A 12,153-nucleotide genomic window follows, 5' to 3' on the forward strand; every position below is an offset into this window, starting at 1 on the left:
GACAGGAGTATCGCTCGATGAGCAACAGAGCGAAGCCCACGGATTCAAGACACAGCTCCACGAAACGAGACGTATGACCGATAATTCGGACACCTCACCCACATTTCTCTCGTCTCTACCGAGCCAGCCGATCACGGACGACATCGTCAAGCAGATCGGTGAGAACGACAACCCAAAGATCCGTGGCGCGATGGGGTTTCCCGGCTCGACACCCGGAGCGATCGAAGCGTTTCTGCTGAATATGGAAGCGAAGACCCATGTGCTCGTGTTCGACCCAACCGCGGAGCAGTGGCGCGTCTACGAGTCCTTCGGCACGGAGGAGATGGACCACCAGGAAATGATCGATCATGCCAGCGATCTCGCCAACGAGTGGCTGGCCGCAAGCCTCTCGGATCGCATCACGGCCGCAGATGAGACTGATTTGGAGCGATGAACGTACGCTATTACGCCGATGCGGACGTCCGGGAGTGGCACGAGCATACGCTCCGACTGCTGGGAACGCTTCACGACGAGTATGCCATTACGGTCGAGATCGACCGTATTGACGAACAGCACGGACCGATCGCGGATTTCCCTGGCGACGTGCAATATTCCTCCCCGGAGAAGGTCTACGAGCGCGATCTCAAGCGGAATCGGGAGCTGAACCGGACCATTGAGCCGACCCCATCGGAGGGATTCAAACGGTACGGCACGCTCGACATCGCCGGGAACATCGCTGTCGTCGATGACGAGGGAACCGTCCAGTGGGCCTCGACGCTTCCCGGCTATGCTCATGGTTACGGCCCGGGTGCCGAATCGCGGACAGCCATGGACTTTCTGGAGGATATCGCTACGTCCCCGAGCAACCGGATCTGCGTCGAGTGTCTGCACCTGCTGGACGGTGACGAGACGTTCTGTCCGAACTGTGGCCACGAGCTGTCGTAGCTCAGTATGCCGGACCAGTAACGAGGAAGCGAGGGACAGGGGGTGTTGTCAGCAGGTAGTACGGGTTCGTTGTTCAGGGGCCACTCGGTACCGATGGTGCGAACGGCTTCGTCTACGGTGGACTGAATGAAACGCTCGTACTACCACCTATTGTTAGGGAGGATTCTTCCCCGCATTGAGAGGGGACAACGAGTCCGCGTGGTAGGCCACCCACCAGAGCTTGCAAACTGCACGAGTGACGAGTGGTTCTGGCGACTGCGTGATACAGGAGTCCTCAACGGCATTGCGATCGGAGGATGCATCGGGTGGTGGGTGATAGTGCTCGAGCCCGTTCACACGAACGTAGTCGCCGCCGTGGGGATGTTTGCCCCAACGAAGATTCACTCCCTGAGAATCCGTGTAGTGGAATTTGTAGTTGTCACGTGTCGTCCACTGGACGTCGAGTCGTGCGGTCTCGGCTCCACAGAGACCGTCATCAAACCGTACTTCGAGCGTATTCGGATCGAGAAAGTCGTCCAACTGCGCGGTTGCGAGCGGCTCCTCGGCGGTGAACACGTCACGAATAGCGATCAGGGCTGGCCGGTCAATCGGCCCTCTGAGCGAATGCGATTCATCCGCCTCCGTGTTTCCACCCATTTACTGGACAGGAACGCTCTCGTCGGGCGAGCGTGACTCTCCGTCGACGAAGCGTTCGGCGTTGGCGATCGAGAGCGCAGCGTTGGCGAACGCGAGGTTCCGGCGCGTCGTCTGCCACTCCCGGATCGCGTCGGCATCGAGCTCCTCGTGGTCTGCCGCAGTTTGGGAGAGAGCCTGATTCGTTCGGTCGATTACCAACTCCTCGGGCGATTCGACGCCGTAATCGGCCTGGAAGTCGCTGATGCGCTCGCGCATCTCCGAGACACGTCCCCTCAGTTCGTCGGTTGAGACGCCGGCGAGGATGTCGGCTGCCTGCTCGACCACGAGCGACTCCGGTGACCGACGGTAGTACCTTCCACCGCTCTCGCCGGTGTCTGTGGCAACGAACCCTTCGTCAGCGAGGGCGTTGAGGTGTTTTCGTGCGGTCTTCGGCGACGTTCGTGCGTCCCCGGCCACGGTATCGGCAGAAAGCGGGGTATATGTACGGGTGATGACTTCACGGACACGCTCGTAGGGAGTAGTTTCGGCTTCCCAGTCTTCCCCGACCGCCTCGTTGACATTGGAGAACTCTTCGGGGGCGGGATCGGTCATATGCCACCGTCGTCCCAGAGTAATATAGGTCTTTGGGGAAGTTCCATGTTCCTGTATCCATGACCGAGTCCACTCAGAGAGGCGAGCTAGCATCTGTGATCCCCATTCGATGATCTCTTCTGGATGGCCGCTCAGTCGAACAGATGAATCCTTGACATACGAGTCACAGTCGTCTTGACTCGGTGAGCGACACGCAGAGTTTTGTTCGTGCGTTCTCACCCGTTGCTGACCGTTTCACAATAGTATTTCCGCCCGCAAGGAAGACAATGTACTACTCGTGAATGCGAGTGTGAACCGGATCACCGCTACCGCGCACACCAAACCAATCCAACGGCCGATCGGCGAAATCCGTCTTAGAGCGCCTGCGAGATGCCTTGAAGCGTCCTGAGGACTCGATCGATCCAGTATTGCAATCATTCAAGCGGCGGGACTCGAACCAGCCAAAAGTTCGCACACGGTTACCGTCTGGTGGTTTTCGTTTCGGTGTGCAGTGTGTGAGTGCGATCGGCGATCGTCCAGCGGTTGCGTGCATCGGCAGGCAGATAACACCGATTCTCAAAACCACTCCTTGAGGACCTCAACTGCCTGCGAACGGCCGTCTCAGAATCGGCCGCACTGTTCGATGATCCCTCCGCAAGGGTCGATCAGTAGCCAAAACCGGTCTTCACACTCGGATCCGATTCACCCGCACCAGTGCTTCTTGCGGGGATTGAGGCCGATTGTGAACACTGGACTAGTCGCTAAGCGACCAGTAGCGAACCCCTCGAACCATGTCAGCTGGTAGAACCGTGTGTGAACGTTGAGTGTCGAATCTGTCGTTCAAGCACCATAATAATCGGTGCTTCCAATCGAACACCCGAGGTCCACAGACGGCGTTCGCCTCAAACGTCGCACCCACAGAACGGTTCCGAGCGGCTGGCGACGCGTCGTTGTTTACAGGATCCACCGTCGTTTCCAGAGGAGGTCCCCGACAATCGACACCGGCCACAACGGCTGACAGGAAAACTACCGGAGGCCACAGAATCCGTCACCCACCTCACCAGCAGCCTGAGAAACGATGTCTGAGACGCAGTCAGTGTGGTCGCGATTCAGAGATAACACCTCTAGAGGGTGACTCCATGAGAACCCCGCTGAAGTCACTGGAACGTGAAGTACGTCAAGGAGTCACAAAGGCCGATCTATGACATGCACAGTAGAGCGTGTGAGGGTGACTGACCTTGGATGCGAAGGAACAGGAGAAGTGGAATCGCAGCCGGCTGACCGCAGGTCAGTGGCTGCAAGTCCGTAGCGATGTCTTTCCGCTTCACGCGTCCAGACTCCAAGCGAAGAAGTCATGATGGAGCACCGCACCAGCACAAAGCCAGACAATCCAGCGGAGGTGAGAGCCTGAGGATCGCATAGGTGTTTCTCTCCGGCCAAGCGACGAGCGATGAGCGGATGGTAAAGCGTTTCACGGTGTACCATCCGGTGGAATGGATAGGTTCGACTCGTTCGCCCCCTGTGGATTATGACGTTCAGCGATAGTACCGTAGATCGACCCGAACGATTATCACGTTCCTCGTCGATTATTCACGCAGCGGGTTTCTCAGCGATGTCATAGAACGGTTGGCACGGATTTCAGCTATCGGCCGAGAGATCTACTGTCGCCATTTCTGAATGGCGGCGATATTGACTGCTTCTTATACACCGTTTCTCGGGATCCTACTGAGGTGTGTGGAGAGTTCTATGACATCCTGTTCGTATGGCTATTCGCTGTCTTCGTGGATCAGGAGATGCTTGGCGAGACTGATGTGGCTCCGCCGGTGATCACCTGCATCTCCAACCGAGTCAGTAGATGGCAGTATTTATACCTGAGCTGTCTAACGTTACCGCAGTGTTCAGGGGTATCGAATGTGTCTACTGGACATGGGGAAACGAAAGGATCGGAAACACGAATTAGAGCGGTACTCGCGGGGACGGTTGCAGATGACGCTGTCGAGATGGGTCGTGAATTCGCTGGATGAGGATTACGCGTTCGATTTTGAAGTCCGTCCAACTGAGGGGTTTGAGACCGATTCACGAGATAAGCACGGGAACAAGGTGCTCCCCTCGCCATTTTATGTACAACTGAAATCGTCTGAGAAGTTTAACGATCAAGAGTCAGTTTGGCATGATCTCGACACAGATTTTCTCATAGAAGATTGCTTGCAGGCGTCCATTCCGGTCGTTCTTGTGATTTGTGACCGTGATTGGGAGGAACTCTACTGGTGTGTTCTCCAGAGTTACTGCTGGGATGTGCTTGATGAGGAACGTAATGAATGGCGAGAACAGTCGGAGGTCCGTGTCCGAATCGAGCGCAAGCCGCTCTCCGATTCGATCAAGCTCTCTGAACTCCGAAGCGCACTCCAAGAGGCGGAACATCGACTCTCGACCCGGCATTACGTCGCATCCGCCCGTCGAGGGACGCTACACCACCCAGCGAAGATGGATGTGGCATCTTCTACACAGGTTCGTGAGTATAAACGCGAAGTCGTCGAAGATGCACTTGATATCGCCAGTGCAGGCCGCATCGAACGAGCGCTCAGCAAGCTTATGGAGGTCTATCAGATGGCCGAGGAGGATGAACAGACACTGGAGGCAGTACGATATCTCCTCGAACTCCGGGTGGTTGATGGTCCAGGTTCCGCTCTAACGAAGATCAGTCTTGCAAACGTTGGGCTCCGGCTCGCGGACCAGTTTGAACGGGAGGGGCTACTTGATGAGTTCGAAACTCATGCAGATGATGCAATAGAATATCTCGATGAGACGTTCATCGGGGCTCAGTATCGTGGGCCCAGAGGTCTTCCGATACGGATTCTTGGGCTTGGGCCGATGGGATCGGTAGAAATCGGGATGATCGCACACGTCCAGCACGGTTTCGAACTCACAGACTTGAACGCGCAGACGATAGCAGAAGGCGACCAATACGAGCGTATCGAATCAGGCAAATCGAACGATCCGGTTTCGGAGGCCTGTGCAGAACGTGAGCACGATTTCGGGATCAAAGAACTTCGAGACACCCCAGCGGCAGCGATCTGTTCCGCGTGTGGTCTTTCGCACGTGGTGATAGAGGAGTGGCTCTCGCACGACGTTCCTCATGTGTGTGATGGCTGTGGAGAAATCGCCTATGAAGTCGAGATACAAGTCAATGATTCGAGGACGAGGGAACGACTCCTCTGTACTGGATGTACTTAGTAGACTTTCCGAGTAAACTACCCCGCCCTACTCGCTCCCTCCCGCCTTGCGGCGGTCGGTCACTCCTTGAGGACGGGGCTTTTCCCGCACCGCCATTGCGCCCCAATCCCCGTGCATGGACGTGGCTCGGTTGCACGGCAGCCTTTCCACCCGTGGCGACGGGGCGAAGGATTTTCGCCCCGTCTTGCGAACCACGCACGGAACACCGCCCTTGCGGACGGAGGTATGCGACACGCGCTTTCGCGTCGTGTCCGCTTGTCTCACGCCGATTTAATTCCCGGTGATTGCACGCCAAAACAGCGTGCGCGCCCGAGTTCAGGATGCGAGGCCGAACGGCCTCGCACCGCAGGAGTCTGCCTACGGAGACTCCTACTGACCCCGACGTATGCGAGGACAGCAGTATCCGAGAGAATGGGTGCAGACGGCCTAAGTCTTTCGTTTTCGGCGTTTTCGGAAGGTCACGTTGCGCTTCTCCCCTCCTTACGCCACGCTCCGTTCCGACCGATGTCGGAACGTCCGCGCTCGTTGAGGAAGGGGCATCCGCGCTTGACCGCCTTGGTGAGATCCACCGCCCGCGACTCTCGCATTCGATGCCATGACGGTTCGCTTGTTCCGGCACTACCTCCGCGACCGATAGCGGAACATCCCACAGCGTTCCCGAGCCGGTCGGGCGATCAGCTCTCGACGCGGTCGTTACGTGAAACACAGGCGCAAAGCCTCGCCGTTCACGGCGGGGATACGCGCCGTAAGCTGATTCTGTGGCTGTTCAACCGCCGGTTCCCGTGTGCCGTGCGACCGGATATTGGTCGTAGCGTTTAATACTACTTCGGCGGTTGCCGCTGAGCGAGTAGCATGGTTCCCTCGAAGTTGGTGCAGTCGTGCGGTTTTTCGGGTGCAAGCGGTGGTGGCTTCAATCAGCCGTGGAAAGACACGCGGAGGAACACTTCGACTTTGACCACACCGAAACCGCACGAGAGTCGGGCCTGTGACCGGTACGGCACCGGTCGTGAATCAGCTCGAAACGGCAGCCATTCCCAACCGCCGAAGTAGTATTAAGTAACATCGTCTCTAATTACAACTGTAATGGCCGTGACGGCGAAGTTTTCGCGCCCGACGCGAAAGCGCCGCCGCGAGTGGCAACAGGCCATGCACGAATACCGTGATGTGAAGCAGTTCCTCATCGACGGTTGGGAATCCGACGAGTTCGGCAAATCCATCACGACCGGAAGCATCGACTCGCCGCTATACTCAGCTATCCAGAATCAAGCCATCCGTGAAGCGAAGGCCGATCACAGCCGCGACGGTGCGCTCACCTACACGGCAGCACAACCCTTCGCCACGAACAATCAGAACTGGGAGATTGACCGCACCGAGAACGGTTCGGTCGTCGTTGGATTCCCCTGCATCAACCAGTGGTGGTACACTCCTATCGAGGTACACGACCACATCCGCGAACCCGTCGAACACCTCGTGAATGGCGAAGCCGAGCGGTCACGGCTACAAGTGTACCGTCGTGGCGACGACTGGTTCTGTTCGTTCACCGTCGAGTACGACGCCGAAATGGACGGTGAGACGCCTGTTGGTGTGGATATTGGTGAGCGGCACATCCTCGCCGTCCACGAACCCGACTCCGACGAGTCGATGCTGGTTTCGGGCAAAGAGGCACGATACGTTCGGCGGAAGTTTCGTTCCCTGCGCGATTCGCTTGCGGAAGCGGGAGCACTTCGTGCTCGTAACCGCGTGGGTGACAAAGAACACCGCCGCATCCGTGACCTGAATCACACCCTCTCGAAACGCCTCGTGGAGTTCGCCGCACAGTTCGACAATCCGCTGATTCGTCTCGAAGACCTCGAAGGGATACGCGACCGGACAGGATGGTCGGGTGTCCACTCGTGGTATTTTGACCAACTTCGCCGGTTCATCACCTACAAGGCCGAACGTGAGGGTATCCGTGTCGAAAGCGTTGACCCCGCGTACACGAGCCAGACCTGTTCTCGGTGTGGTGAACGCGGCGACCGCGACGGCGACCACTTCGCGTGTTCGTCGTGCGGGTACGAACGACACGCAGATTTGAACGCGGCGTCGAACATCGCCATGAGAGAGGGAGAACCATGCACGGGCTAACAGTTCGGCTGAGTCGAACCGTGCTCCCCAGCAGGCTGAATACCCTGCCGTCTTTGACGCCCACCGTGTGTGGGTGGGAAGGCCGCTTTGACACGGCTGTACGCGCTGGAACGCACGCCCTCGGTCACAATTGGGCGGCAACCTGTGAGGCACCTCCCGAACGGGAACTTGAGTGCCGAGGAAACGCGCAACCCCAATATCCCCTTCGGGGAATCCTCGCCCTTTAGGGCGGGGAGGATGTCAAGAGTGCTATCGTCCGTCAAGCGCATGCTCACACGCTTCGACCGCGTGCTGGTGGTCAGCGGAACGGTTTTCGGCGTCGTCGAGATAGGGATGTCGTCGGTCATTCGTTAGTCTGGATGTATTGTGCGGCTTCGTCCGCAATCTGATCGACCGTTTCGGTGGCGATATGCCCGAACGCATCGCGTAGCATCTCTTCTTTGAGGGTAACTGGATTCCACGGTGACGCGAAACTCTCACGCGGCAACCCACCTTCATCGAACGCTGCCGAAATCGGGATCGCCTGCTCTCGCTGAGTCGTTGTCACGACGATCCCGACGGATTCGTTGTCCGGGAATGGATGACTCGTCGTCGCATCCGAGACGAGAACAAACGGCCGGATTGGTGTCTCACCGAACGGGTCAGTAGCCGTGACGACCGTGCCACGCGGCGGGATCATCCATCATCCTCGGTGTCAGTGGAAGTGTCATGATCGGTGGGCGTCCATGCATCCTGTTCGGGGTCAAAGTCGTCGGCCCAATCGGAGTTTTGGGCGTACCAGTCATCATCGTAGGTGTCGGCAACCGACTGGAGTCCAGTACTGGCTGCTGAGACTGACGCAAGCCGGTCATCGTCAGCGATGATCCAGTAGCGGTCGCGGTGGCGGACGAGATCGTGACTTTCGAGCCGTGAGAGAACTTTCCCAAGACTCCCGCGCTGAATCCCGGTCTCGTCGGCGAGTTCTGTCTGTGTATAGGCTGTTTCGGGGTGCTCCAATAGGAACTGGAGAACCGTTCGGGGTTGCGTACTCGGCCCGAAGGGGATACTCTCGGTCGGATCGTGCTCGAACTCGTCTCGACTGATTGGCATCTCGTATCGACCTCTGTGTCATAGAAAGTCACAGAAAGTCATAAAACTGTCGGGAGGACGAAATGGCGAGGGCATTGTATGTCGCTATATCGTAGAAGTTGGTTCGCCAATATATCGCCCAGAAGTTTGTGACACCAAGGTGTGAATCGATTCTCGCTATTCATTTGACACGCGACACCGGCCGAGTTCCTACCATCCCCTGCAATGACGCAGGCGGCTTATTGCAGCTTGCAACAAATTCTGGTCTTTATATATTGAGCACTCGAAGCAAAGACGGCCCACAAATGGCCCGCTACGCCACCTGCATTCGCGCCTCGACCGATACCCAAGAGACCACCCACCAGCGCGATGCGATCAACGGGTGGCTCGACGACCACGACGTTGGCCCGGACGACGTCGACCGCTACGCCGACCTCGGCTATTCGGGTTCGGATCCCGACCGCGAGCAGTTCTCCGAGCTCAGCGATGCGATTGATACTGGTGAGTACGAGTACGTCGTGGTCTGGGAGATCTCGTGGTTGGCGCGACTCGGCAGCATCTACCAACGATTTTTTGAGCGCTGCGAGGACGCCGGGACCACCGTCGCAATCACCGACGGCTGGATTTCGGAGGTCCGACCCGACGGCACTGGCAAGCTCATCGCTGACATCTCCACACGACCCGAACGATTTCTTCTATCGGCTGTTACGCGGTGAGAGTAAGCTCAAACGGGACATCCAGCTCTCGGCGTGGCTCCTCAGCAACGAGTTGATCGATGTCGACCTCCGGGTCGACAGCCGGGTCCAGAGTGCAATGAGCGACGAGGAAGTGTTTTTCCCACCGTACAATCAAGCGAAGCTCCAGGCGATCGTCAGGCCGCGCCTCCAGCGAGCCTTTCGTGAGGGGGCCGTTCTCGAGAGGGTTGCCCACTACGGAATCGGTACGGCCGCCACACGATGGGGTGACGCTCGAAAGACGCTGACACTGTTTCGACAGGCCGGCGAAACGGCCAACGACGAAGGGCTCACGCAGGTCACCGAAGACTGCCTCGACACCAACATCGAGACGACCGACAGAGAATCGACCGTCGAGAAGCTCCTGAGCCTCCCAGCTCATCACTTTTTCGTGCTACATGGAGCCGCCGCTTGGGCCAACACCCGGACGGGCGAGGTCGTTCAACCGGTGACGACCGAACAGGTTCGTGATTCGTACTCGCGGCTCATCTCACAGGACAATCAGATCAGTACCCGTGCGATCCGCGAGACTCTCACCGATCTCGAAACGATGGGGCTCGTCGAGACGTGGGTCGAGTCGAAAGGCAGCAACGGCCGCGCGAAACAGGTCGAGACGACGTTCGATCCCAGCTGGATCACCGACATCAGGGACCGCTACGTCGAGCAATCGGCGAACTTGGAGGAGTCGGAGCGTTCCTGAGCGATCGCTCGGTCGGCGGTTTCGCGTATGTCGTTTGGAGCGGCTGTCGTGGCAGGGGCTGTGTGTTTGCTCGGGCGTTGGCCCTGGGCTGCCGGGCGGCCGTTGTCGGCGATCGCGTGCGGTGGTTCGGCGGTGTTTGGGTTATCCTCGCCGTCCGCGGTGACGGAGTCGCTTTAGGAGGGTTCAGTGACCGATGCGAGCGAGATTTGCTCGTGGCGACCGCCCGCCGGGGCGACGCCGATCTCGACGCTGAGGCGGTCGGATTCGTCCGCTGGCCTGCCATGCTCGTGGGGCTCCCCGATGGTCGCTCGCCGATGGAATTCTGGTTGGTGTCTCACCACTCTCGAACCGCTATCGGGAGCAGTGCTTGACTCGGGATGGATGGGTCGCTGTTCCGGTCCGATCGGTCGAGTTTCGGCCTCTTGGTTCGCGGCGCACGTTCCGGGCGTTCGATCCGTGCCCGGGCTTTCGGTGGTGGTAGCTGTCAGCCACCACGGCTCAAGGGTGAGCTCCCATCGTCGGTGGCCGTTTTCGGTGGTCGGGCACAAGATGTCGAGCCCGGCGAGAACGCCGATATGACGATCGTACGACCGCCCGGAGATGGCGGTCCGTTCGAGGACGGCCGTCCGACCGAGCGGCCCGGTGGCAGCGAGCAGCGTCCGGAGCATTGTTCGGGCGGTCGGCGGCAGCGACGGCACGAGCCGGGCGGCCGAGAGGGTGGCTAGTCCCGCAGCGATATCCGTCGCCGCGAGCCCTCGCTCGCCGGCGCGGGCGGGCGGCATCGAGAGCACCGCCTCGGCGACGGCGTACGGCGAACACCGCCCCGGCTGCGTTCCGAGCAGTGCCATGCCGATTCGGGTGAGACGGCGGATATCCCGTGATGTAGTCGCAGTGTAACCCTTCCGAGCGCACTGGCGTTCGACGACGCTCCGGATCGCGGCGTATCCGTTCCCCTCGACGACCGGCACCTCGAACCCGATTCCCTGCTCGTCGCCTATCTGGATCGCCTCCCGGACTGCTTCGGCGTTTCCGCCGATCGCCGCCTCGATGTCTGCCCGACAGTCCGTCGCCGCCGGTCCAGTGACGACCCAACTTGCCGTGAGGTCGGCTGTAGGGACAGAGTCGTCGAATGCGACCCCGAGGCGGTGTTTGAGCTTGTGCTCGCGCTTCTCGTAGAGAAGTCGATACGCCGAGTGGATGCCGTAGGCGGCGTTTTTGGGGACGGTATGCTCGAAAAACCCGAGGAACTCCCGATACTGGGATTCGTTCCGGCGTAGCTGGGCGGTGTCGGGAACCCGGACGTGCAGCGTGAGCTCGACACCGATCGCACGATACAGCTGAGTGGTGGCCGCAAGAAGCCCGTGGGCGTCACGACAGCACTCACGCCACTGGTCTGTCGACCGGTTTCCCCTGATAGTGCTAACCCGCGACAGCAGCCGCCGCCGGACCCTCTCGTAGCGTTCACGGAGCGACTCGTAGGTGGCCTCATCCTCGCTGAACCACCCGAGCTGGGCTCCGAACCGGAGGATCGTCTCGCTTTCCTCGAACGTGCCCTCGTAGACGTTTTCGAGATCCGCGCCGAGTGCTGCGGGGGTGAGGACCGTCTCCCACATCCGCTCGCTCAGTAAGGCGCTCGTGATCCGTACCAGGGTCACGAGAGGCCCGCCCCACTCGACGACGGTCTGGGCGTGCTCGTCGAAACAGCTAACGTAGCTCACCCGCCCGTCCTCGAGACGCTCGATGGGGTCGTCGACGACCGTGACGCCCTCGACGCGACGTCCGGCGAGCAGACGTTCGTGCATCGCCCGCTCGCTCAGTCGACTCTCGGGGCCACCGAGTTCTTGGACATAGCCCGCTGTGGCTGCGGGGCCGGTCTCGGCCACCCATTCCGTGGCCGCCACGCCGTCGGCGTTGGTGACGCCGGTGGTAGGGGCCTCCCGAGCGGCCCCATACACTACACTTGTACTGGAGTGTGGGGTCGCAGTAAGGTCGCTATCGAGGCGTGTCTGAGTGGGATGGTGGGCGCGTCCATCCGGACCGAGCAGGGCTGTTGCGGCCGCTCCGCGTTCGGTGAGTCTGACGCGGTCGCTCTTGTGTAGATTAGCGGAATACGTTGACGGCGACGCAATCGACAAGGCTGTGGATGGGTGCTTGAACAAGATT

General features: G+C 59.3%; 10 protein-coding genes and 1 pseudogene. 7 read left to right on the forward strand and 4 right to left on the reverse strand.

Annotated features, from left to right (window positions below; genetic code table 11):
• The first annotated feature begins 73 nt into the window (after positions 1-73).
• The 3 genes from PHA81_RS18140 (at position 74) to PHA81_RS18150 (ending at position 1,596) form a co-directional block, all read left to right on the forward strand.
• Positions 74-433, forward strand: a complete 360-nt coding sequence (locus PHA81_RS18140) for a hypothetical protein (protein WP_273838010.1) — start codon at positions 74-76, stop codon at positions 431-433.
• Positions 430-924 (forward strand): zinc ribbon domain-containing protein, encoded by a 495-nt coding sequence (locus PHA81_RS18145; RefSeq protein WP_273838012.1) that lies wholly within the window; start codon positions 430-432, stop codon positions 922-924. Before PHA81_RS18140 ends, PHA81_RS18145 begins: the two co-directional genes overlap by 4 nt.
• 126 nt (positions 925-1,050) lie before the next feature.
• Entirely contained in the window at positions 1,051-1,596 is a 546-nt protein-coding gene (locus tag PHA81_RS18150; RefSeq protein WP_273838014.1) for a hypothetical protein, read from the forward strand.
• On the opposite strand, the gene PHA81_RS18155 is transcribed toward PHA81_RS18150, so the two are convergent.
• Positions 1,561-2,151 carry a transcriptional regulator gene (locus PHA81_RS18155; protein WP_273838016.1) on the reverse strand — a complete coding sequence of 197 codons (591 nt, stop codon included), beginning with the start codon at positions 2,149-2,151 and terminating at the stop codon, positions 1,561-1,563. The two genes, PHA81_RS18150 and PHA81_RS18155, sit on opposite strands and share 36 nt — an antisense overlap.
• Before the next feature lie 1,905 nt (positions 2,152-4,056).
• On the opposite strand from PHA81_RS18155, the gene PHA81_RS18160 reads away from it, so the two are divergent.
• Both PHA81_RS18160 and PHA81_RS18165 read left to right on the forward strand, forming a co-directional pair.
• Positions 4,057-5,364, forward strand: coding sequence for a DUF4365 domain-containing protein (locus PHA81_RS18160; protein ID WP_273838018.1), 1,308 nt, complete (start codon positions 4,057-4,059; stop codon positions 5,362-5,364).
• A gap of 1,083 nt (positions 5,365-6,447) precedes the next feature.
• Entirely contained in the window at positions 6,448-7,488 is a 1,041-nt protein-coding gene (locus PHA81_RS18165; RefSeq protein WP_337958940.1) for a transposase, read from the forward strand.
• 343 nt (positions 7,489-7,831) lie between these two features.
• Here the strand turns inward: PHA81_RS18165 and PHA81_RS18170 are convergent, their stop codons facing one another.
• On the reverse strand, positions 7,832-8,167 hold the full coding sequence (locus PHA81_RS18170; protein WP_273838022.1) for a hypothetical protein: 336 nt from the start codon (positions 8,165-8,167) through the stop codon (positions 7,832-7,834).
• On the reverse strand, positions 8,164-8,577 hold the full coding sequence (locus tag PHA81_RS18175) for a helix-turn-helix domain-containing protein (RefSeq protein WP_273838024.1): 414 nt from the start codon (positions 8,575-8,577) through the stop codon (positions 8,164-8,166). The genes PHA81_RS18170 and PHA81_RS18175 overlap by 4 nt, the downstream gene beginning before the upstream one ends.
• Positions 8,578-8,861: 284 nt before the next feature.
• Between PHA81_RS18175 and PHA81_RS18180 the strand changes: the two genes are divergently transcribed.
• Positions 8,862-9,272 carry a recombinase family protein gene (locus PHA81_RS18180; RefSeq protein ID WP_273838026.1) on the forward strand — a complete coding sequence of 137 codons (411 nt, stop codon included), beginning with the start codon at positions 8,862-8,864 and terminating at the stop codon, positions 9,270-9,272.
• A gap of 97 nt (positions 9,273-9,369) precedes the next feature.
• The gene (locus PHA81_RS18185; protein WP_273838028.1) at positions 9,370-9,990 is read left to right on the forward strand and encodes a hypothetical protein; all 621 of its coding nucleotides are present in this window, start codon (positions 9,370-9,372) and stop codon (positions 9,988-9,990) included.
• A gap of 173 nt (positions 9,991-10,163) precedes the next feature.
• Here PHA81_RS18185 and PHA81_RS18190 read toward each other — a convergent pair.
• Positions 10,164-12,153 (reverse strand): annotated as a pseudogene (locus PHA81_RS18190) (hypothetical protein); the annotation flags it as partial.

The organism is Halococcus sp. PRR34, from assembly GCF_028617175.1.
GTDB classification, from domain to species: Archaea; Halobacteriota; Halobacteria; order Halobacteriales; family Halococcaceae; genus Halococcus; species Halococcus salifodinae.

Coding starts and splice junctions, on each gene's coding strand:
- PHA81_RS18185 (WP_273838028.1), top strand. CDS start 9,370: ATGAGCGACGAGGAAGTGTTTTTCCCACCGTACAATCAAGCGAAGCTC.
- PHA81_RS18160 (WP_273838018.1), top strand. CDS start 4,057: ATGGGGAAACGAAAGGATCGGAAACACGAATTAGAGCGGTACTCGCGG.
- PHA81_RS18175 (WP_273838024.1), bottom strand. CDS start 8,577: ATGCCAATCAGTCGAGACGAGTTCGAGCACGATCCGACCGAGAGTATC.
- PHA81_RS18145 (WP_273838012.1), top strand. CDS start 430: ATGAACGTACGCTATTACGCCGATGCGGACGTCCGGGAGTGGCACGAG.
- PHA81_RS18155 (WP_273838016.1), bottom strand. CDS start 2,151: ATGACCGATCCCGCCCCCGAAGAGTTCTCCAATGTCAACGAGGCGGTC.
- PHA81_RS18170 (WP_273838022.1), bottom strand. CDS start 8,167: ATGATCCCGCCGCGTGGCACGGTCGTCACGGCTACTGACCCGTTCGGT.
- PHA81_RS18150 (WP_273838014.1), top strand. CDS start 1,051: ATGAAACGCTCGTACTACCACCTATTGTTAGGGAGGATTCTTCCCCGC.
- PHA81_RS18165 (WP_337958940.1), top strand. CDS start 6,448: ATGGCCGTGACGGCGAAGTTTTCGCGCCCGACGCGAAAGCGCCGCCGC.
- PHA81_RS18140 (WP_273838010.1), top strand. CDS start 74: ATGACCGATAATTCGGACACCTCACCCACATTTCTCTCGTCTCTACCG.
- PHA81_RS18180 (WP_273838026.1), top strand. CDS start 8,862: ATGGCCCGCTACGCCACCTGCATTCGCGCCTCGACCGATACCCAAGAG.